The following is a 22,362-nucleotide window of genomic DNA, read 5'->3' as shown; positions in this document are numbered from 1 at the left end:
TCGCACCCGTTTGAGGAAGATTAATCATATAAGTTTAACCCGCACAACAAGATAATTTCGACACATCCCTACCAAAGGTCAAGGCTGCGAGTTTTAAACCTTCGGCCATGGTTAAATAGGGGGCAAAACTATCCGTAAGATCTTCAATGGTCAGGCCGAATTTCACCGCCAAGGTCGCCGTATAAATGACATCCCCGGCATTTTCACTGACGATATGAGCTCCGATCAACTTACGGGTTTGCGCATCAACAACAAGTTTATAAACCCCGGTTGTTTCGTGATTGACCAATGCCCTGGGAACAGCATCCAACGGCAGAACCGAAGTTTTCACGTCGTAACCCTTTACCTTGGCTTGTTGTTCGGTTAGCCCGACGGTCGCAATCGATGGATTCGTGAATGTTACCCCGGGGACAAAGCGAAGATCGATTTTCCGTTTGGCCACACCGAGTGCATTGTCCGCGATAACGCCCCCTTCATAAGCCGCAACATACACGAATTGTGGACCGAGTGTCACATCGCCTGCGGCATAAATGCGGACATTTGTCGTTTGTAAAAATTCGTTGGTCAATACTTCGCCTTTTTCACCTGTTTTCACGCCTGCTGTTTCTAGGTTTAAGGACTCTGTGTTTGGCTTTCTGCCTGTTGCGACCAACACTTGATCGGCTGTGATGACTCGTTTCTCGCCGTTCACTTCAATCGTAACGCTTTTCGTATCGTCGTTTTGCTCGACTTTTTGATAGGTAACGCCAGTGATTAGGTTGATCCCCTTCTCCGTTAAGGCGTCATCAATGGCGTCAGAAATCTCTGGTTCGTACGCCTTAAACAAACGCTCACTTCTTTGCATAAGGGTCACTTCTGCTCCGAGATTGTGAAACATTTGGCCCAATTCCGCTGCGATATAACCGGAACCAATTACGGCGAGACGTTTCGGAACATCTTTTAATTCTAGTGCTGTCGTACTCGTTAAATAATCAATCTCACTCAATCCCGGAATGTCTGGAACCGCAGGATCTGCCCCCGTTGCGATTAAGAAGCTTTGAGCCGTAATGTGTTCTCCGTTGACTTGTACCGTTTTTTCGTCGACAAACGAGGCTTGACCACGAATGAGATCAAATCCGTATTCGTCGATCAAGTCGATATATTTTTCTTGGCGCATTTGACCGACCAGTTCATCTTTTTGCTCGGTCAATTTCGCAAGGTTCACAGCACCGGCACCTGTTTGTAAGCCGTTAAATGGATGGTTCTGTGCCAGTCCATTGATGACACCGGCACGAAGCATGGCTTTCGAAGGGACACATCCAATGTTGACACACGTTCCTCCAACCGTGCCCCGTTCCACCATGGCCACCTTCGCGTCGTTTTCACTGGCTTTGATTGCGGCTGAAAAGGCCGCACCGCCGGAACCAATAATCAGAAGATCGTAATCGCCATCCCGATTGAAATCTACACTGTTTTCAGAGGCCTGGCTTTCTTCCTCTCCGGGTTGATAGCCGGCTGCCGAAATATTTTTCTTAGCTTTTTCAATCCGATCCTCGCTGAGTTTAAAAAATGCTTCACCGCATCGAAAATCGGCCGAAACATCTTTAGCTCCGACTTGTTCCAATGCTTCGGTTACATGTGCTTCACAACCGGTGCATGTCATGCCTTGAATGGGTATTTTATATGAATTTTGAGTCATTTGAATCCCTCTTCCTATTTAAAGTTTGATAGACAGTTCTGTACATTTTTACCTCATATTCATCTTGTCTCATGCTCCCGATCCATGCTCTCTGGAGGCGTATAGCATTCCGTTTTATTTTTTGTTTTTCCGTTGCCTTCAGGAGAATTGTATTTATTCTTCAAGAACTTGCTAAGAATCAGAGCAATCATAACAACGGCCAATGCTGCGAAAATGCCAGTCAACCACCAATTTCTTGTCGCACCAGCAAAGAGGGTACCAATCCCTGTACCTCCTAATGCAACAAGGAGAATCGGTCCTGCACAACAAAGTAAAGGAACCAATAATATACCGAAAAGGCCCACACACCCCAGCCGTTACCTAAGGAAATGCGTCTTTTCATCCAAATCTTCCCCTATTCATTTATCAGGCTCCCTCATTAACGTTTCAATAATGGGACAGGTATACATCGCCTTTTCATCTGGACACTTTTCTTTTAATTCCTCTAATAACCGTTGGATCCGCAACAAATCGTGCACTTTCCGCTCGATTTCTTTGGTTTTTTGAACGGTAAAGACGTACATATCTTTACATCTCTCCCCATCTTGATCAACTACACCAAACAACAGGTGGATTTCTTTTAGCGAGAAGTCCAATTCCTTCATTCGTTTAATAAACCGTATCCGATCTGCTGTTTCCTCTGAATATATTCGATACCCTGATTCGTTTCTGGGAGGTCCGGCTATCAATCCTTTCCGCTCGTAATACCGAACGGTTTCTTTATTCACATTACACGCTTTAGCCAATTCACTGATTTTCATCCCCATATTGTCACCTCAATAAAAGTATAAACTCTGTACCATAGTACACGGTCAAGTCATACATTATTTTTCTTTTATAGAATAATCTTATAAAACAGATCAGATAAAAAACCTTATTTATCAATTGTTCACATAAGTTTTTTAGAAGTTTAAGAATAAAGCTATCTGCTCTTCACGCCAAGAAGCCACATTCTTCCGTTGAAAAATGCGGCTGTCAAAAAAGTTATTTTCTTTTTGATTCTAAGATCATATAACAAGATTAGACGATAAAGTGGTTTATAAACATCTCACATTACGTAAACTTACACCATGTGGGCAATGTCCGAAGCTGCCGTTGGATAGGCAAATATCATTTGTTTCAATTCTTTGGTTGAAATTCCAAAACGAATGGCTGTTGCAAAATGGTTAATTAGTTCATCGGCTTCATTACTAATCAAATGAGCACCGACAACTTGATCACTATCTTCGTCAATTAGCACTTTAAACGCAGCAAACCCTTCATTTGTCCGTTTATACGTAAACCAATCGGAAATGTTTTTATGTTTTACTTTAATATTCCGGCCAGAATTTTTGGCTTCCTCTTCGCTCATACCTACCGACGCCATTTTCGGTACGGTGAATACAGCAGATGGAATCACGGAATATTCAATTTTTTTGCTGTTCCCTTTCAATAAATTAGATGCTACAACATGAGAATCTGCACTGGCTACAGGTGTGAGGGGCAAGCCATCCGTTGCTGCAGCATCTCCAGCTGCATAGACGTTCGGACTACTTACACTTTGCAAATACTCATTAACATGGACACCATGTTTCTTCCTTTTTATATTCCCTTTTTCAAGATTTATATCTAACGCTGGAACCCGTCCGGCTCCATGGATGACGATGTCTGCTTCCAACCGAATTATATCCTCTTTTTTTCGAGCGTGCACATGAAACTTTCCTTGGTCTTTTTCAATGGATTCAACGGAATGTTGAAGATGTACCTGAATGCCAATCTCTTTCGATTTTGCTAAAAGAATATCTACAAGGTCTACATCAAAGTTCTCCAAAGGTCTTTGACCTCGATGGATAATATGAACTTCTGAGCCAGCACGTGCTGCGATATGAGCAAATTCAAACGAAATATATCCCCCACCAACAAAGACGATTCTTTTTGGTAATTTATCCAACTCCAAAAATTCATCACTATAGGTAAGATGTTCTTCCCCTTGTATAGGCAAAGGGGTAGGCTTCGCACCGCTAGCAATCAAGAAATGCTTCCCTTCGAGTATTTCTTGATCTACTTCAAGTTGATCCTCACTAATGAAAGATGCTTTGCCATGATACGTATCGATTCCCTGATTATTCAATGCTTGTTCTTTTTTTTCCGGGACATCACCTGTAAAGGTTCGTTTAAAGCTCATAAGATCTTTCCAGTTGATGGAGACCTCTGATGGTACTCCGTTCCTAATCATTCGTTTATTCCAATCGATGAGATCGGCTGCCCCATGTAGAACTTTTTTTGGGTCACATCCACGCAGCGCACACGTGCCCCCAAATGGCCTGTCATCTACCATGGCTACACTCCAGTCGGCGTTATTACATTTTGCTGCTGTGATTGACCCCGCAGAACCTGTACCAATCACAATGAGATCGTATTTCTTTGTCATCATTATCCTCCTCATAGAAATCACTCTTTAATAAGTTTTCCTTGTTTTTGTCTAATGAAACCCTGTACTTCATCCACAGTTTGAAAAAATCCAACGTCTTAACTAAACGGTGACTTCACTGTGTTTTTATCCCGCACAACATTGTTAAATATATAGCAAGACTTTCTTTTAAATCTTCTATGGTTAAGCAAATTAACGGCTAATGTCATCGTGTAAATCACATTTCATGCATTTTCGGATACAAGATGAGCCCCTAACACCTCAATATTTTTGTATCTGCCACTAACTCCATCCTTTTCATGCATTAAAAAATCGGCCCGTGTGTCAAATAAATAAGCAAGTAAACACCGGATAACAAGATGATAAATGCCACCAATGTCTGCATGATTGGCATGAATTTTCGGATTCATTTCTGGGCAAGTGTGCGCGACCCTAAAGGAAATATCGTAATGATAGTAATCGCTAACCTCATATCTATTGAGAAAAGCATAAAATTTATGACTATACTTTAGTATCTAGGCGTCTGTCATGGATTGGGAAACGACTATATAAGTTGAATTAAATATTTTACAGTACCATTAAGGTTCATAAAAGTACACTTTAACGAACGCTCTATAAAAACCGGAAAATGTATAAATTCAATCGTTCGTAAATATATAAAAAATTTTTATGAACGTTCCTTGTTTTGCATATACTTTTACGAACGTTTTTGATAAAATAGAGAGATAATTTAAACGTAGTGGAGGAATGGCTGTCTATGGAAAATCGAAGGTATGGATACATTCGGGTCAGTAGCAAAGATCAGAATGAGCATCGCCAAGTGGTGGCAATGAAAGACAACGCCATCCATGAACGAGATATTTTTATAGATAAAGGCAGTGGTCAGGATTTCCAGCGGGCCCAATACCAACTGCTCAAACGAATTCTACGACCGGGCGATGTGTTATACATTCACTCACTCGATCGATTTGGCCGAAATAAAGAAGACATTGTAGAGGAATGGAACGCCATCACGAAAGAGCTTCAAGCCGATATCGTTGTGATGGACATGCCATTATTGGATACCACCCAGTATAAGGACAGTATGGGCACTTTTATTGCGGACCTTGTGTTACAGATCCTTTCTTGGATCGCACAGGATGAACGCGAGCGCATTCGCAAACGCCAACGGGAGGGGATTGATGCCGCCAAGCGCCAGGGCAAAGCCTTTGGTCGGCCCAAAGCACAGATGACAGAGGTGTTCATGCAGGCGTATGATGAGTGGCAACAAGGGGAGATTACCGCCACACAAGCCATGCAACAGGCGGATGTTAAGAAAACCACGTTCTATAAACTGGTTAAACGGATAGAAAGCGAGACTGCGGGCGTTTGATGTTCCAATTATTGCGGAGGTGAGTTTTAGAGATGAAAGCTATATATCCTGGTAGTTTTGACCCTATTACAAATGGTCATATTGATGTTATAGAACGGGCTAGTAATTTTTTTGATGAAATCATCGTAGCTACATTATGTAACAGTAACAAGAAGTATTTATTTTCTAGTGAAGAGAGAAAAAAACTTATTGATATTGCGCTCTCACATCATTCAAAAATTAGTGTCGTCTCCTTTGAAGGGTTACTTATTGATTACATGAAGGATCAAAATATTAAAGCAATCGTTAAGGGGCTAAGGACAGTAACAGATTATGGATATGAAGCTCAAATGGCTTTAACAAACAAGAAATTATATGAAGAAGCAGAAACATTTTTTATGCATTCACAGGAAAAATATTCTTTTCTGAGCTCAAGTCTAGTTAAAGAAGTTTACTCTCACAAGGGTGATTTACTAGAATATGTGCCTGATAATGTCGATAAAGCATTAAAGGAATTGTATGGAATGACATAAAATTCTTGAACTATTCATACTTCTCAGTTGAATCGTAAATGAAGCAAAATAAAATTGTTTACTGATAAGGTGTTTATTTACATCACTATATAATTAAGAAATTGGGCTTTTTATATCTATATAGTGCAAAATCGCATTAAAAGTGCCAAATTTTATCACTGGAAGCGAGCACAGATATCGCCGAGAGTCATTTAGGTGAAAGATTTACAATCACTGCCCCACATGTTATAATATAATTAACAATTAGTACTTCAAACATGTAACACCGAACCCCCAATCTACTGTCATAGATTGGGGGTTTATTAGTGTATTGGTGTGTGTCACCTAGTTATTTCTCACGATTGTCCAACCAATAAGCGAACAATGTGATTATCACACCCACAATAATTGGTGCGATAAAAATTTCAATTAGTACTTCGCACATGTTTTCACCTCCTTCCATGCTATATGCACAGAAGTAAACTAGGTGACTTTTATCATTTTACCATATATTATTCACTGACAGAATCGCTCTATATAATAGAAGAAACGCGTTCAATTCTATATATCGCTTGTTGGGGTAGTGGCAGCAATACGCGCCCCATACCAACTGCTCAAACGGATGCTTCGACCGGGCGATATCTTATACATTCACTCGCTCGATCGCTTTGGTCGGAATAAAGAAAAAATTGTAGAGAAATGGAATGCCATTACGAAAGAACTACAAGCCGATATTGTTGTGATGGACATGCCACTGCTGGATACCACGCAGTATAAGGACAGCATGGGTACCTTTATCGCAGATCTTGTTTTACAGATCCTGTCTTGGATTGCCCAGGATGAACGCGAGCGCATTCGCAAACGGCAACGGGAGGGGATTGATGCAGCAAAAAACCAAGGAAAAGTCTTTGGCCGGCCTAAAGCCCAGATTACAGAGGCATTCATGAATGCTTATGATGAGTGGAAAAAAGGGGATGTTACAGCCACACAAGCCATGGAACAAGCGAATGTTAAAAAAACAACGTTTTATAAACTTGTTAAACAGGTGGAAAGCGATATTGAGAGCGTTTGACCGTTTTCTCATTACTCAATTCGCATATCAACAGTCTGGGGTCTGCCATCGATTTTGATTGGGCATGTGTTGAATGAGCTGAAATGTTCAGCGAGTAATATACACTACAAGAAAAGGCATACCTTCATTTACACATAATTATTGACGTCCCTCCGCTATACATATAATGGATTTATTGTTTATAATTAACTATATACTTAAGTTTCACAATATGTAGATTATTATAGGAGGGTGTAGTATTGATTATTCAGGCATTAATCCGAGCGGCTATCCCGTTCGTTATTATGACTTCGATTGCTGTGTTCCTTTATTATGATACCCAAGTTCATGATGCCAAAGGTACATTCCTGGCCGGGGCAATCATATCAATTGTGTCAGGTGCTTCGGTAATTTATGACCTGGACAATTTGTCATTGATTACACGCACTTTAATTCATTTCATCATTATGCTGGTTACCATTTACCCAATACTCATACTCAGTGGATGGTTCAGCACAACATCCTTCTTTGATTATCTATGGATATTCATTATTTTTACAATTACCGGAATCATTTTATGGTCGGTTGTTATGATAATAACTAAAGTGTTTTCCAAATCTTAATGTTGATTTTTCTATATTAGTTATCCTACCCCATATTCACAAACGGGCGATGATATTCAAGCTCCCCTTTAATTTGTGTCTTGACAATGGAGTCCACTTTAGTTCGACAATTCGATATAGAAGAGTGGCACATATTTTGACTACTTCTAATAACCCTAATGAGCTTTCTGACTTCGATAAAGTCTTAGCATCAATACAAAAACTTAAACATAGACATAACTTATAGCGTAATATAGAGAAAAAATTAGTGGCGGATTTTATAATGAACTTAGCCACTTAAGTCATAAAAAACGCCATGTGAATTTCATGTTATATTGAAGTTAACCACCACTCTCAATAAAGGAATGAAATCACATGACGCCATTTAATGATAACACGCCACATATTAAGGGCAACCAGTCTAACCGATGCGTCTACATTAAAGCATCGATCGAATCTTATTGCGGGACATAAAAAATGATACAATATCATAGTCGCCTATACTTCCTGGGCGAACATCGACCAGGAAGGAGGTGAATACCATGGAATTAATTTTTGTTAACATCATTGCCCCAATTATCGCAGGGGGTATTGTTGCGCTTTTTGTTTATTGGTTAAACCAGCGTAACAATAAATAGGCGACAATAACCACACCAATAACCCCCAATCTACTGGCATAGATTGGGGGTTCGGTGATTCCATGGAACTAATTTTTGTTATCCATATTATATCACTTTAAATAAGGAAAATCAAAGTTATTTAATGAGGCCTTCTTGATATATACAGTGTCTAAACAGTTTATTTCTGGTAGACACTTATTGATTGATATTGGTCATTTTTCCTCGATTTTTAGTGCTGACAGAGCGATTTTGATCCATTTTCATAGTAAAGGCTGTATGGTTGTGCGTTAAAAACGACTGTATGCTGTCACTTTTTAAAGGAAACTGTGAATTTCAATCTCATCATCTTTTTTCTTTGTTTTTTCCTTTGGCTTTTCATCATCTGTTTGATATTCGTATCGAGAAATTTTGTTAGCAATCCGTTTGGCTGAAACATTCTGATTTGTGTCTTTATCTTGTGATAGTTCATCCATTGCTTTACTGTATTTTTTGTCATAATTGATAGCCTTAAGATAATCGTCTTTTTCTAAAACAATGGGTTCATATTTCATTTTGACATCTGTATCGTCAATATTCGTGAGTATATCATTGAAGTCTTTGACCTGCTTCCATGATTCCAAATGTTTTGGCTCTCCGAGTTGGTTAAAATCCTGATGGCGAGGGGAAGCCACGTGGTTTTGAACAGTGACACCACTTTCATGATGTTCTATTTTATTATTGATATTTTCAAGCACAAAACTTTCTCCGGCTTCATCACTATCCATGGCAAAAACAACATTTTTCGGCGGTGTTTTGGTTTCCTCATAAATCTGCCCGATGGCATTATAGTAGGTCTGCGGTTTCAAACCGGCCATGGATACCATCCGAGCATTTGGCGGATTGTACATACTGGTGTAACTCAATAAATCGATGGAGGATTCAAAGACATACAAATTCTCCGGTTGGCCATTGGTAATGGTGAACCCTTGTTTTTCATCTGAATTTTTTGATACCTGTTTGAACCCTTTTTCAGAGTCTGTGCCTTGTTTATCCATACCGACCACTTCTTTATTCTTCGCCCACAAGAATACAACATTATCATTATGGTCTTGTTGTATGAGTTTTTTACTGATTAAGGTGTCGACTAAATCTTCATTGATGCCTCTTTCGTTCACAAGATACGATTTTGCTTTATCTGTCTGTTCCGACAACGCTTTCGGATCAAATATAAACGGTGCCTTCTCCGTATTCACGTTGACCTCATTTGTTTTGTATTCTTCATTGAGTGTCAATTCTTTCACTGCATTTCTAAAATTATAATTATGAACACTTTTTAGATAATTGATTGGATTTCCTTTTAAATCTTGAGAGTTCCAGTGAAATGAGTTATTTTGCTTATCAATGACAAAACTATCATGCTCTGCTAGCTTTGCATATTTATCTGACACATGAAGTACGACATCGCTTTGATTCTCAATCACATTCACAATATCAGCATTTTGCGCCTTTAACACCAATTCTTTAGGCACGGGCTTCTTCTCTTTAAACACTTGTTTAATTTCTTCCTGTGTATATGCTTTCGCCATCCGACCGTCTCCTTTATCTTAATAGTTCGTAAAAGAAAAAGAGAAAGCAGATAGTCGCATCCACTTTCCCCCTCGTTCCAATTAGAATTTAAATTGTGTCTTATATTCGTTATTCAGTTCGACATACGCGTCAAATTTATTCCCTTTTTTTGATTTGAAGCCTTTGACTTTATTTTTTGTCTGTCTTTGGGTAATTAATTCTTTTACGTGTGTTTGTGACAGTTTTGAGCCGGCCATATTTTCAAAAATCACAAAGTTGCAATCCGTGTGATTACAAGCGTAAAATCCAACCCCTTTTTTACTCTTCCGTTTTTCAACGCTCCCCTGCGGACATTTCGGACACTCTGCAATGCCTTTATCATTACTAACTGCTTTAATATCGTCTATGATGTTATTCTTTTCTAATTCTTCGTCGATCACACTTGTCTGATGCCTTAAATACTTTTTGATATTTGCGATAAACGTTTGAAAATCCATTTTTTCGTTTGAGATATTCTTCAAGGCTTTCTCCCATTTCGCTGTCATTTCAGCAGAAGCGAGTAACGTACCTGTGACAGCATTACAAAGGAGTATGCCTTTTTTAGTCATTGCCACTTTATTTTTCTTCACTGTAATATATTCATGCTTCTGTAACTTCTCGATCACATCTGCCCGTGTCGCTTCTGTGCCGATACCTTCAACATCTTTCAAAATATCGGCATTCTCTTTTTCTTCCACTTGCTTGCCGCACGTTTTCATTAAATTAATAAGTTGCCCCTCTGTGTAGAGTTTGGGTGGTTTTGTGATGCCTTCATGCAGATCTGTCTTTGCCGGTACAACATCGCCTTCATACAAATCCGGTAATGCTTCATTTTCTTCAGTGTCGGCTGGGGCTGCTTTTCTGAATAGTGACTGCCACCCAAAATTCACATCAATCTTTCCTTTTGAATAAAATGGGTGATTTTTGATATTCGTTGTTACTGCGGTCGTTTCATATTCATAATCCGCTAAAAACATTGCGAGTGTTGTATTGTAGATTTCTTTAAATATATTGGCTTCCGTATCATTCAGTCCATTGACCTGCGATTGGGACACCCCTTTCGTTAAAACAATCGCATAATGTTCCTGCACCTTTGAATCGTCGACAAAGCGTTTTCTTGGTTCTAAATAAGCCACCTTGGGGTTCAGATCGTAAATACCAAAGTATTGATCCAACCGCTCTTTTAAATAATTGAATTCCTGCTCTGTAATAAATCGAGAATCTGTTCTTGGATATGTGACTAACTTCTTCTCATACAAGGACTGCATTGTTTTTAATGTCTGTTTGGGGCTGTATTTCCACTTTTTATTGGCAGTGGTTTGCAATGTACTTAACGAGTGCAATTGTGGTGCAGATTGTTTCTTCCGTTCTTTCTCAACCGCCGTCACTGTCCCCTGTGTTTCATCCTTTACTTGAGACAATAAATCCAATGCGACGGATTTGTCTTTCTCTCTCAAATCCATTTTCCCCTGATAGTCGTGGCCGTCTTTATTAAATGTCGCATGGATCTCATAAAACGGTTCCGGCTTAAACTGATCGATTTCTTTTTGCCGTTGGTAAATCATATAGAGCGTCGGAGTCTGTACCCGACCAATACCAAAGACATCCCGATCTAAGCCGTGGGGCTGAAATTTTAAGGTATATAATGGACTTAAATTCATGCCGATCAGGTAATCGGAGACCATCCGAGCTTTTGCTTCATTGAACATCAAAACATCTTTTGAATTATCCATTAGGGCGTCAAAGCCCTTTTTCACTTCATCCACTTCCAGGGAGTTAATCCATAAGCGTTTGATCGGCTGATCTGTAACCCCGGCCTGCTGAAGGATTAAATAAAAAAATAACGATAGGTAAGTTTTTGATATTATCTCCAACTTTTCCCCCGCTCCACACCGTGCATGCGAGTTTCCCCGCACACGGCGTTCCATCAACTAAACAATATAACTGTTTTCCTAAGTCTTACAACGATTTATTTGAAAAATTATTTACTTAACATCTTTGCGTCGTTCGTTGTCCATAGTTCGTCACCCCCTATTTTCCTTTGGTGTGACCTTTTTGTCTTACAGGAAAGCTACGGTAATGACTTAGGTTTCTTATAGTTGTTAGTAGTTGACTCGTGGCTGTTGCTCCACTCTCATTACAAGAGCCTCATCGCTCATGCCACTACTTTCATCAAGATAAAACCAGGTTATGCCTTCTCGATTTTCTCTGGTAACGCTTCATAGTGTACGTTCACTCCACGTTCTTGATTTCACACGTTCCCTTAGTTCTATCAATGCAATAGGTTAGGTGCTGATTTTTGCCCTGCATCAGTTCAAGTGCCTGTAACACTTCACGGAGTTTCATACAAACAATTCTTACTCCACCGCATGATGCCATAGAAGCACCTCTTTTTCTTGAGGTTCTATCAGACACATTTCTATGCCTTAGGCTTTTAGGACAGTACATTCACCAGTTCGTCAGTGTTTTACCACATTCTCACCATACTATGCTTTTTACAACTTCCGGCATATCTTACACGGACAATACCTCTATTGCCTTTTCGGTTTTCCTTCAAGGATACTTCGGTATAATTCTGCCGACTTCATCGAGCTTCACACCACTTTCGATAACGCATATCTACTTGTCGCATGTCGAAGTATTAAAGGGGCGTTTCAAGGCGTTACCCTATCATTCCACCACTCGAACTAAGAGTTCTTTGCTTCGCTTTTATGCTAGGCATGTCTAGTCTTTTCAACTAGAAACGTGTCGCACTGTTGGATCCTTCTCTATCCACGTCGCAGGCATTAATGATTAATGTCGCTGATTTGAGCAACCGTTTTACAGCATTAAACTGTTCCGTTTTGCCTTTGGCTACTTTATATTCAAAGTGTTCCGGTAAATACGGCAGATTCTTTAAATCCCATGTATTGACTGCCGGCTGTGTTTCCTGTGGCAATTTCAATTCAACTAAGTGACCAATGCCCCACGTAATGAATGCCCCACTTTTGAAAGTGGCGCATGACTCAATTTCAATATGCGTTTTTGACTTGTGCTTTACGCTAAATGCTTCTGCGTACGTTTTCGCCTGTGACGGCTTTTCTGCGAGTATCACTGTGGTCAAATGGGTCTCCTCCTTTACAGAAATCGTGTATTGATACTTTCCAACAACTTCAGCTCATTCGTGTTAATTCCCACAACATCGACAAACCATCCAATATCAATGAGTTCATTATTGGCCCGTTTCAATTGATTCCCCTCCAACTTTAAGCGATGATATTCAATGCCCGCATCGTCATCATCCTTTTCTATAAACAGCAACTCTTTTTGTTGGGTATAATCGTCTAATCGTTCTTGAATTAAAAAATCAATGTAAATGATGTAATCATCAAGTACATTGAGTAACCTGCCAGTATCATATTTGTCATAGGTCTGCATCAGACAGTTCATGATTTCATCCAGTATTTCTAAAGGTTGTAATTTAATTCGTACGTCCATTGAATCAGCTTCTAAATCATCAATATCATTATTTTTTAAGCGTTGAATGTGGGTGTTTACATCTACGGAAAACCATGCACCATTAAAATGTGATTGAATATGAATCTGTGTGTCTTTATACGAGTGATAATGAAATATATAATCTGTAATCAGCATCATCTTATGATTCATCATAATTAACGGTTCATTCAATCGGTTATTATCAAAAATAGTGACTTTGTTGTTTTGAATTAATTGATCTAACTGTTCCATTCCATCACCTTTTATAATTCAATTTCTTTTTGTTTTTTCTTTTCTTTTTTTTGCTGTTTATCATCTGACGGCAGATCATTTTTCAACCCATGTTGTACATAGTCTTCAATATTACTTTCTTTTCCGTTTCTAACCCGATCGAACCTATCATTAAAAGCTCTTTTACCTGCGGTATTGTTATAAAAATCAACTGTTTCTCCGTTCTCAAACTCCACACTCAAATTGTCGGTATCATCCAATACAGTAAAGTCTTTGAGGTCATCAGTTTTCATATTCTGATAATCAAATGACATATCTCCAATCTTTAGCTTCTCAATGGTCGCAGGGTCTCTTTCTGCGACTCTCTCATTGATCTCATTAAACTGATATTCTGATTTATTATTTTCAATTTTTTCTAACATGGGATTTTTATCTCGATCCGCGTATGCTTCCTGTTCCTTTTGATCTCCATATTCTTTCTCGATGCCGTCAATCATGGATCGAGATGCTTGACTCACTCTTTCGATTACCTTGAATGTCTCTTTATCATCGAGTTTACTTAAATTATCTGTCCACGATGCCATGTATGAAATGGATTTGTCAGACGTGTCTAACCCAAAGTGTTTATTGGTTACGTATGCCGTCATTTCTGCTTCCAACTCTTTTGTTGGTTCATCGTGGATCGAGTGTCTATGCAATTGACCATGTTGCAGTTTGCCATGGGCCATTTCATGGTTCAACGTACTGATATACTCTCCATCCGACAAATTCGGTCGCATAATTATCACATCGGAATCGGGATAATACCCGCCTTTTGCATTGCCGAGCCGTTCAGTGGTTTGTTCATCTTTTAAATGAAAGCCTTGTTTTTCTGCAAACTGTTTCATTGAAACTTTCAAAGCTGGATATCTATTGTTTAACTCTCTTTCATCAAACTGAAACGGACGGTTTGGGAACAACTTCGGATAATCCTTTGCTTTGGCATCCGTTTGCCCAATATCATAGACATCGGCAAATTTATAATAAGACAGCTTCTGTTTTACTTTATATTCACCAGAATCAATCTTTTCTTGCTGTGCTTTCGTTGGACGATTTAACGGTATCCATTGATCATCCTTATCACGGGTATACTTTTTAAATACCGGAGTGAGTACCTGCAACGGTTTCTCCCCCTCACGGATATTAAAGCCCATCTCTTCAAAATGTTTCTTCCCTGCAACACCGTGCGCCCCTTTATATTGTCTTTGCAACAGCATCTGATTTCGGGGTGAATAATCGTGCATTTTTGCCATGAAATCTAAATATTCCTTTGCTCCTTCCGGGCTGTTCATGTGCCATGCCACAGATCCCATTGCCGTCTGAATGGTTTCTTTCATTTCTGCCTGCTTCTGCTTTGCGAACTCTTTTTTACTTAATCGTTTCGCCATTGTAAAACCGCCCATAAATTTATATTGATATAAAAAATGATTATCTTTCGAAAAGATAATCATCATTGAAACATACCGTGCTATTCTGTTTTCTTAAATCCTGATTAAACAATTTCTTTTGTATCTAAATCGACCTCAAATGCTACCCCGTCATCTGTCATGACATCCGAAAGAATATCATCTGTGACAGGTACTATAATATTTTCGTTATTAACGGGTGAATACACTGTCAACGTGCCCCGAGTTTCGTCCATATCCATCACAACACAAACATCCGTATTTCTTTCCATTATCATCAAACCTCCTAATTATAGTTCATGTCCATATTGCTGTCTTGCTTTTTCCTGCTCGACTTTCTGTTCTAATCGTTTATTATCCATGTCTAAACTCTGATCTTTATAACGGGTGTTGAACCCTCGCTCAATCATAAATTGTGTGCGTCGATTGATGACTGGATTATGCCTCACTCGTCTGCATTTCACAGGCGGTTTCTGCTGTGATTTCTGAAGTGCTTCTTTCTTTTTATAAAATTCATTCTGTTTCATTTCTCTTTTAAATGTTTCTTCTGCTTTTAAGTGCTTCAACAATGAATTCCCCATCCGTTCATCCAGTTCATTCAGTTTATTCGATTTTGTGTCCTTATATTTCTTATACTCCTTTGTGCCCGTCCCGTATAATCGTTTATTCATTTCTGTTTCCTGATCTAACATCTGATGATATTCTTCATACTGTTTCCCATGTCGTTTTTTTATATAGCCATGTGTATATTCATCGATCAATGGTTGCAGATCTTTGACCGCTTTTCGATTATAAGACCACTTGTTTTTGTTTTTAGGCAACCGACTTTTAATTTCTTCTAATTGCCCCTTTTGTATTTCGGATGGTTTTTCTAGAAAATCCGTTTTTACTAACCGATCTCTTTGTTTTGTCATGATATCCAAGCGCTGATCTCGATCGACCAATCGATTAATGAATTTACTTTTCATATCATTCAAGACTTTATCTGATCGGTACCCTCTTTGCACCCCATCCTTTTCTCTTTCAACATCTGGATCCATATTTACAGATGCCACATGAATATGAATGTTATCTGTATTTCGATGGATGGCGCCAGTCCAAACTAAATGATTGATGTTTTTTGACTGCTTAAATTTATCCATCGACGCTCTGACAGCATTGGTTAATGTTTTGGCATCTACCTCCTTGGTTTTAGAGTTATATAGTCCTTGGTCTTCTAAGAATGAATTGTCAAATGAGTACACATCCTGCCATAAAATTCGTTTATCTTCTTTGCCTTCATCAAATAACTTGGATTTATTCAATAATTCTTTTTGTTCTAATTTATCCCTTTTATCATCAAAACCAAACGCCCCTTTCTTTCTATCATTCATATAATCAATATATTTTGAAAAAAATCTCGGTGTATCTTCTGCTTCCTTGAGCGCATCTTCCCGATGGATATAGTCAATATACGATGAATAATCCTTCCGTGATTGCGCATTCGGTGTAATAAATTGTGCTTTGAGTACAATCGCTGGTTTCATAAACATTCCTCTATTCGATTGCTATTTTTAGTTTGTACATATTATCAACCAAGCGCCTTTATTCAAACATTTAACCAATCATCATCAATATCAAATGTTCGCTTTCTTTCCGTGTACTCACTTTTATCTTCGTCTATTTCTTTGGATTGTTCATTCACCTGCTGACCCCTTCGATTATAATTATCCCTTTCTCTAATCCGTTTTGTGATTTCCTTTTTAGCTGATGAAAAATATTCCCCCTCCAAAGTTTCTCGATCGATAATTGCTTTTGGGTGCCGTTTGATTTCAAATTCAGAAGCCAGAAATAAGTTATTGATACTCACACCGAGATCCACATGATTCATTTTACTTTTTAACCTCTTCACTTCTTTTTCTATACCATCCAACTTTTGAAACGTTTTAAACTCAATCGATTCATCCTCAATCATTTCTGATAAAGCATAATGTTCAATGGCTCGAACTAATACATCTTTTTCAGATTTAAAATCCTTAGCTGTTTTAATTGCTGTAATACGTCCTAAAGTATCGTCATCTAAATTAAATGATTTTAAAGTCATAACTTCACTCCCTTAATCTGATACATCATAATTATCTTCATCGATCTGTAATTCCTCTTTGGTGAGTAAATCAATGAAGAAACCTCTGAACCGTTTGTTTTCTTCGATGAATTGATTATATGCTTCCGTATTGGCATCTAAACTGATCTGTGTATTTCTTAAAGCAATTTCAAACTTCGTGATAGAAGAAGATAATATCCGATCCTCTACATATTTTTCTAACACTTCTCTAACTAGTTCACTGAATGTGATATCTCTTTCTTTTGCAATCATTTTTAACTGAACCATCATTTGTTCATCAAAGTCTTTTACATCAATTCTTGCCATATTCGCTCAATCTCCTGTATATATATTTATATATATTTGTATAATTACACTAAAATAAGCCCATATTTATATATAAATTCATATATATTTAGGTTTATATAGTCCGGAAAGAAAATATGTCGGCACTGCCGACATATCAAGGGTTTTGAGGTTTTGTCGGATGAAAATCCGGAAAAACCTCCTTATGCTCTTACGAGAATTAAGGAATTTAGATATTAGACTTGAGAATTGAGAGTTTTTCTTCACGTTCAGCAATCGATTCTTTAACGCTTTCTATCTCTTCCTCATAGGTTTCTATCTCTGATTTATGCGATGAAATGGTAGATTCCATGTCCCGTTTTTCGTTATCAGTCATTAAATCCATCTCAGATTCATTCTTCTCAATCTGTTCTTTTAAAGTAGCTATCTTTTCATTATAATATTCAATTTCTTCTTCCAAAGATTCAATTTGATCTTTTACCATATCTATTTCGTATTCAAATGATTGAGCTTTGTATTCTTCATTTGAAAGTGAAGAAAGCTCTGAACTCTTTTCTTCTTCAGTAATGAATGAATATAATGAGGCATCCTCTGTTGAGCTTTCATTGGATAATGATATGTTGTTTAAATTAAAATCTAATCGTAACTCAACATGATCCTTTGGAAGATTATCAACTTCAATAACAAAAAATGTTGGTGTGATTTGTTTCGCTTCAATGTTTAACTCTTGCAGGTCATTATCGTTTAATTGAGCAATGCCACTGACCTCTAATGATTCATTCGCAATCACTGGCGTATCACTATTTCGTTCTTTTATCATGAACTTGGCAACATAAAATTCTGATTCGCTATTATATTCATTCTCAACCATTTGGATCTTATTATTGTTGAGTGTGAACTCTTTATACTTTTCTTCCTTTGGAATTGTACTTGCTTCTGTCTGAAAATACGTCTTGTACGTATATAACGAACCGTATGCAATCACAACTAAGGCGATGAAAATATAAAATAAAATCGAGGTATTTCTGCGAATATACATGCCAACATCGGTTAACTTATTTTTGATATGTTTTCTATCCATGCTTTAATCACCTCCCAATTATCTAAATTTATTCATATAATTCTTCTGCATTGGGATCATTAATTGCTACAATAGAATTAATCGTATCAAACTTAATTTCACCATTCTCTTTGGTTAATGTCCCTTTCAATACATAGTTTCCAGAAAAATCTTCATCGTCTGCTACAGTGTTCGTTTGATACAGTGCGACAACTTCAATATTATTATTGTTGTACGTATAGTAAGTGTCTATCGATGCAATACTCATGTCCATTTCCAATGGTTCAAAGTCACCTTCGGCATGGGTGCCTGCTTCATCTTCTGATACCTCTTGACCATCTTCTAAAATATAATAATTTTCCTTTAGATAAGTTTGAGCCGATTCATTTGTCATATTCGTTAGCTGTTCATTCTTTGACTTTTGGTCATCATAACTCATTAAAATATCAACAAAGTCACTCACAAATGTGTCGTATGTTTCGAGTTCTGATTGAATCAGTTCACTTTGATTTTCGATATCTATTGAATCAGATGTTCCACCTTCTCCCGTTGGGTTTTCCGCATTTTCTGTATCCTCCGGATTGTCTGCATTTTGATTGCTTGATTCTTTAGCTTGCGCTTCTTCTAACTTTGACTGTAATTCCGCATTTTCATTTTCAAGCTGTTGGCTATTTGTTCGATTGAAAATAAACAAAATGATAATCGCAATAACCAAGCCAACAATAATAAAACCAATCAACCGATCTCGACTCATATACGCCCACCTTATTCAAGTTTAGCTTTCATTTCATCATAAAATTTTATGGCACTATCGATGTGATAATCTCCGCCGACCAACATTTCAACATGCAAATGCTCGCCTGTCGTTCTGCCTGAATTTCCTGAATGACCGATTACCTGCCCCTTTTCAACTTTCATTCCTTCCTCAACCATGACTCCGTTATCTTGACCTGTTAAATGGAAATAGCTTAATACAACCCCTTTATTATTATCGGGAATGATCCGTATATAATTGCCTAAATCCATCGTCAGTGCTTGACTTAACGGTATGCCTTGAGGATTATCCGGTGAACCTTCGCTCACCTCTATGACTGTGCCATCTACCATGGAAAAGGCTTTTGTACCTCTGGGAACATTCCAGTCGTAGCCGGGATGTGGTGTATCACTGCCGGCATCATAATAACAACCGATATCACACATTAAATCGTTCATAAAAGCATCTTTGGATAAGGGCAGTGCCATATCACCTATCACTTCCCCTTCAACATCTCCGGTTGCTGTACTACCCATATATTTGTTTACGTGAGAGACATACTTCGGATCGCCATAGGATGACCATCCGCTTTCATCTGCCATATAATCGGAAAATTCATTTGCTGTTTCCTGACTATAACCGCCTCGTTCTTTAGCGTAATCAATAAATCCTTCACCAAAATTGTACGATTGAAGAACAAGATCAAGACCCTCATCTGAAGCACTTTCAATGCCAACGGAGTCTGCGAGTTCCTTAAAATATTTAACGCCCTGCTCGATTGACTCTTCAGGACCGATTGAGTTCGGCGGCAACCCCAACGATTCACTAGATTGAAAAATGTCAGGTACACGTCCGCCGGATTCTTGAGAGGCAATTGCTAATAGTACAGGTGAAAATGATTCATCTAAGTTTTGATCTTCCAACTCAGATTTAATATCATCTTCATACTCCTGTACGCCTTCCGGAACAGAAACCTTTTCATAGGATTGTGACTGTTGTTCTTCAACGTTTTCACTTTCCTCAGCACCAAATGCAGATATTAAACCGATTAATATGACAATGACACCAACGACCGCAATAATGATTAAACCGGTCGTTGAAAATATAATACCGAGAACCCATAAAAGAATTTTCTTTTTTATGACCCATTTTGCGTATTTGATTGCTGTATTCAGACGTCTTCACCTCACTTATAAAAAAACAATGTACTGAATGTACATTGTTTTACATGCCTCCTTTAAATCGCTCTAGCTGTTGTTGCGTTGGTCGAGTATTAAAAACTAGGTTATTCGAACCTTGAATCGATAATAATACTTGACCTTGACTTAATTGAGGGATGAGTTCATATTCACTTTCTTTAATAATATCACCCAAAGTGTCTTTCATTTTGTCATTCACAGACTGATCGAGACGTAATAAAAACTTGTACTGAGTTAATTCAAAGACCTGCTTTAACTTTGAAATGACCTGCGAATCATTACCGTCCGGCAGGATTTCTTGGGGGGATTGGGTGGCAAACACAATGCCGGCAAAAAATTTACGCATTTCTCTTTGGAACGTTGTAATATATTCGACAAGTCTTGGATTATTGCCGTTAATCACGTTTTGACATTCATCAATCAATATCAAAAAGCGCTTGATTTCATCGGCAGTAATTTCTTGATTATAATATTTTTCTTTAACCTTTCGACCGTTCGCTAATGCCTGCGACCAAAATAAGTTAAGCGCCGTATATAACTGGCAACTAGATATATTATCTGATAGGTTCACCAATCCATCGATATTAAAGAATACAACCTGCTCTTGATCGATGTGGTCTATGGAAGTATGTCCATCAAATATTCTGCCATTTGAAGTGATTAAATCTGAAATCAATGTCAGAATCTTTTCTCTTGTTCGTTTCAATTCTCTCGATGCCCCTTTGCCGAGGTCAACAGATTGAAGATAATCTCTAAAGTCACTGAGTATTGGGTACGCACTAGAATCTAAACCGAGGATCTCGTTCTCTTCATCTTTTTTTGGATCCCATAAACCATAATGAATATAGAAATTCGTAAGCCAAATTCTTAAATTATTCTTGTCATCCTCCTTTAATTCGGGATTGAGTAGTGAGAATTGCATCGTCAATTTAGCAATGTGCTGTTGGAAACTGCCGACTTGCGAGGGTGTGAGATCCACAGCGGATAATGTCGCTGTGGCATACACTTCAAACATATTGATCTGTCCATCAGAACCATCCAATGCGATATATTGACCGCCCTGTTGCACAATCATGTCGTAAAATTCACCGGATTTGTCGAATCCTCGAATAAAGTTCCCTTTCGCAAATTGTTCTTCTTCAATCATTTTCAGCAATGTGGATTTTCCCATCCCCATTGTGCCAAAAAGTATTGCGTTAAAAGATTTTCTGATTTTATCAGAATGGAACATATCGAAAATCACCGGTCCGCCGGTCAATGTTTGACCGAAATATGCGCCGGTAGGATCGGTTAACTGGGCATGATCGAAATAATAACCGCCCCCCAATGTGCGGGAGGGCATTTGTTGCCCCAACCGTTTAACGCTCAACTGTTTCTCCTGCTTTTTAGGTGTCAGGAACAGCGCTTTATAGTAATCTTTAGATTCAAACTGCATATTAAAAGCTCGGAAGCCCATCGCATCAAGGTCTTTTCTGATTAATGCAATTTCCTTCTCCAATTCTACTTCTGTCGGTTTAGAAATATACAATCGGACTTGCACAGCTTTCGTTATTTCACCATATTTATTAATATCTTCTGCAATCTCATTCAACGACTGATACCGATTAATCGCTTCATTTCTTGAAATCACACTTGTATTATCTTCCTGTATTCTTGAAGATTGTTCAGCTACGGATCGTTTTACATTTTTAAGCACAGCGTTACGATCCATGGTTTTAACATCCACCATGCCAATAATGCCATCTCGATTAATGACACTGGTTAACCAGTTGTCATGAATCGTTTCTGGAAAGTCTGTAATGTACAACATTGCCACATAGCCATCGCCCATTCGAATATTTCGATCGGGGAACTTAATCCCGCCTTGAGGTGCGATGCGGGACAAAAAACCTAAATCATAGCCTTCTGCTTCATAGTGTTCAATCCCTTTGGCTATATTTGAACTAAATAGACTCATGCA

Annotated in this window: 22 protein-coding genes and 1 pseudogene; 5 read left to right on the top strand and 18 right to left on the bottom strand. The window is 38.3% G+C overall.

Annotated features, from left to right (window positions below; all coding sequences use genetic code 11):
- Nucleotides 1-34: 34 nt before the first annotated feature.
- The 4 genes and pseudogenes from merA to G343_RS0103055 all read right to left on the bottom strand — a co-directional run bounded on the left by merA (nt 35) and on the right by G343_RS0103055 (nt 4,127).
- On the bottom strand, nt 35-1,678 hold the full coding sequence (gene merA / locus G343_RS0103070; RefSeq protein ID WP_020006641.1) for a mercury(II) reductase: 1,644 nt from the start codon (nt 1,676-1,678) through the stop codon (nt 35-37).
- A 59-nt stretch (nt 1,679-1,737) separates the two neighbouring features.
- Nucleotides 1,738-2,060, bottom strand: a pseudogene (locus G343_RS14740) (mercury transporter).
- Between the two features lie 16 nt (nt 2,061-2,076).
- Nucleotides 2,077-2,484, bottom strand: a complete 408-nt coding sequence (gene merR, locus G343_RS0103060) for an Hg(II)-responsive transcriptional regulator MerR (RefSeq protein WP_020006639.1) — start codon at nt 2,482-2,484, stop codon at nt 2,077-2,079.
- Nucleotides 2,485-2,780: 296 nt separating this feature from the next.
- Nucleotides 2,781-4,127 carry a dihydrolipoyl dehydrogenase family protein gene (locus tag G343_RS0103055; RefSeq protein ID WP_020006638.1) on the bottom strand — a complete coding sequence of 449 codons (1,347 nt, stop codon included), beginning with the start codon at nt 4,125-4,127 and terminating at the stop codon, nt 2,781-2,783.
- 757 nt (nt 4,128-4,884) lie between these two features.
- Here G343_RS0103055 and G343_RS0103050 point away from each other — a divergent pair.
- Nucleotides 4,885-5,499, top strand: coding sequence for a recombinase family protein (locus G343_RS0103050; protein WP_020006637.1), 615 nt, complete (start codon nt 4,885-4,887; stop codon nt 5,497-5,499).
- A 32-nt stretch (nt 5,500-5,531) separates the two neighbouring features.
- Complete coding sequence (gene coaD, locus G343_RS0103045) at nt 5,532-6,011, top strand: pantetheine-phosphate adenylyltransferase (RefSeq protein ID WP_020006636.1); 480 nt, start codon at nt 5,532-5,534, stop codon at nt 6,009-6,011.
- Between the two features lie 328 nt (nt 6,012-6,339).
- On the opposite strand, the gene G343_RS15330 is transcribed toward coaD, so the two are convergent.
- The gene (locus G343_RS15330; protein ID WP_020006635.1) at nt 6,340-6,435 is read right to left on the bottom strand and encodes a type I toxin-antitoxin system Fst family toxin; all 96 of its coding nucleotides are present in this window, start codon (nt 6,433-6,435) and stop codon (nt 6,340-6,342) included.
- 138 nt (nt 6,436-6,573) lie between these two features.
- On the opposite strand from G343_RS15330, the gene G343_RS14215 reads away from it, so the two are divergent.
- The 3 genes from G343_RS14215 to G343_RS15325 all read left to right on the top strand — a co-directional run bounded on the left by G343_RS14215 (nt 6,574) and on the right by G343_RS15325 (nt 8,281).
- Nucleotides 6,574-7,062 carry a recombinase family protein gene (locus G343_RS14215; RefSeq protein WP_020006634.1) on the top strand — a complete coding sequence of 163 codons (489 nt, stop codon included), beginning with the start codon at nt 6,574-6,576 and terminating at the stop codon, nt 7,060-7,062.
- A 239-nt stretch (nt 7,063-7,301) separates the two neighbouring features.
- Nucleotides 7,302-7,664, top strand: coding sequence for a DUF3021 family protein (locus G343_RS0103030; protein WP_020006633.1), 363 nt, complete (start codon nt 7,302-7,304; stop codon nt 7,662-7,664).
- A 521-nt stretch (nt 7,665-8,185) separates the two neighbouring features.
- On the top strand, nt 8,186-8,281 hold the full coding sequence (locus G343_RS15325) for a type I toxin-antitoxin system Fst family toxin (protein WP_020006632.1): 96 nt from the start codon (nt 8,186-8,188) through the stop codon (nt 8,279-8,281).
- A gap of 296 nt (nt 8,282-8,577) precedes the next feature.
- On the opposite strand, the gene G343_RS0103020 is transcribed toward G343_RS15325, so the two are convergent.
- The 13 genes from G343_RS0103020 to G343_RS0102955 all read right to left on the bottom strand — a co-directional run bounded on the left by G343_RS0103020 (nt 8,578) and on the right by G343_RS0102955 (nt 22,359).
- Nucleotides 8,578-9,828, bottom strand: coding sequence for a DUF3991 and TOPRIM domain-containing protein (locus G343_RS0103020; protein WP_020006631.1), 1,251 nt, complete (start codon nt 9,826-9,828; stop codon nt 8,578-8,580).
- Nucleotides 9,829-9,909: 81 nt separating this feature from the next.
- A complete protein-coding gene (locus G343_RS14210) occupies nt 9,910-11,721 on the bottom strand; it encodes a type IA DNA topoisomerase (RefSeq protein WP_051087875.1) in 1,812 nt (603 codons plus the stop codon).
- A gap of 863 nt (nt 11,722-12,584) precedes the next feature.
- A complete protein-coding gene (locus G343_RS0103005; RefSeq protein ID WP_245541927.1) occupies nt 12,585-12,941 on the bottom strand; it encodes a toprim domain-containing protein in 357 nt (118 codons plus the stop codon).
- A 23-nt stretch (nt 12,942-12,964) separates the two neighbouring features.
- Nucleotides 12,965-13,576, bottom strand: coding sequence for a hypothetical protein (locus G343_RS0103000; protein ID WP_020006630.1), 612 nt, complete (start codon nt 13,574-13,576; stop codon nt 12,965-12,967).
- 11 nt (nt 13,577-13,587) lie between these two features.
- Complete coding sequence (locus tag G343_RS0102995) at nt 13,588-15,048, bottom strand: ArdC-like ssDNA-binding domain-containing protein (RefSeq protein ID WP_020006629.1); 1,461 nt, start codon at nt 15,046-15,048, stop codon at nt 13,588-13,590.
- A 38-nt stretch (nt 15,049-15,086) separates the two neighbouring features.
- Entirely contained in the window at nt 15,087-15,272 is a 186-nt protein-coding gene (locus G343_RS0102990; protein WP_020006628.1) for a hypothetical protein, read from the bottom strand.
- An 18-nt stretch (nt 15,273-15,290) separates the two neighbouring features.
- Nucleotides 15,291-16,526: a MobP2 family relaxase gene (gene mobP2, locus G343_RS0102985; protein ID WP_020006627.1), complete on the bottom strand. Its 1,236-nt coding sequence runs from the start codon at nt 16,524-16,526 to the stop codon at nt 15,291-15,293.
- 62 nt (nt 16,527-16,588) lie between these two features.
- Nucleotides 16,589-17,083 carry a hypothetical protein gene (locus G343_RS0102980; protein ID WP_020006626.1) on the bottom strand — a complete coding sequence of 165 codons (495 nt, stop codon included), beginning with the start codon at nt 17,081-17,083 and terminating at the stop codon, nt 16,589-16,591.
- 12 nt (nt 17,084-17,095) lie between these two features.
- Entirely contained in the window at nt 17,096-17,410 is a 315-nt protein-coding gene (locus G343_RS0102975) for a hypothetical protein (RefSeq protein ID WP_020006625.1), read from the bottom strand.
- Nucleotides 17,411-17,618: 208 nt separating this feature from the next.
- Nucleotides 17,619-18,470: a hypothetical protein gene (locus G343_RS0102970; RefSeq protein ID WP_020006624.1), complete on the bottom strand. Its 852-nt coding sequence runs from the start codon at nt 18,468-18,470 to the stop codon at nt 17,619-17,621.
- A gap of 28 nt (nt 18,471-18,498) precedes the next feature.
- The gene (locus G343_RS0102965) at nt 18,499-19,203 is read right to left on the bottom strand and encodes a hypothetical protein (protein WP_020006623.1); all 705 of its coding nucleotides are present in this window, start codon (nt 19,201-19,203) and stop codon (nt 18,499-18,501) included.
- Between the two features lie 11 nt (nt 19,204-19,214).
- Nucleotides 19,215-20,243, bottom strand: a complete 1,029-nt coding sequence (locus tag G343_RS14940) for a lysozyme family protein (RefSeq protein ID WP_281167416.1) — start codon at nt 20,241-20,243, stop codon at nt 19,215-19,217.
- 184 nt (nt 20,244-20,427) lie between these two features.
- A complete protein-coding gene (locus tag G343_RS0102955; protein WP_020006621.1) occupies nt 20,428-22,359 on the bottom strand; it encodes a VirB4 family type IV secretion system protein in 1,932 nt (643 codons plus the stop codon).
- Nucleotides 22,360-22,362 lie beyond the last annotated feature (3 nt).

The organism is Salinicoccus albus DSM 19776 (genome assembly GCF_000385175.1).
Lineage (GTDB): Bacteria > Bacillota > Bacilli > Staphylococcales > Salinicoccaceae > Salinicoccus > Salinicoccus albus.
The sequence above is the reverse complement of the archived record's forward strand: the minus strand, read 5'-3'. Positions and strand labels throughout refer to the sequence as shown.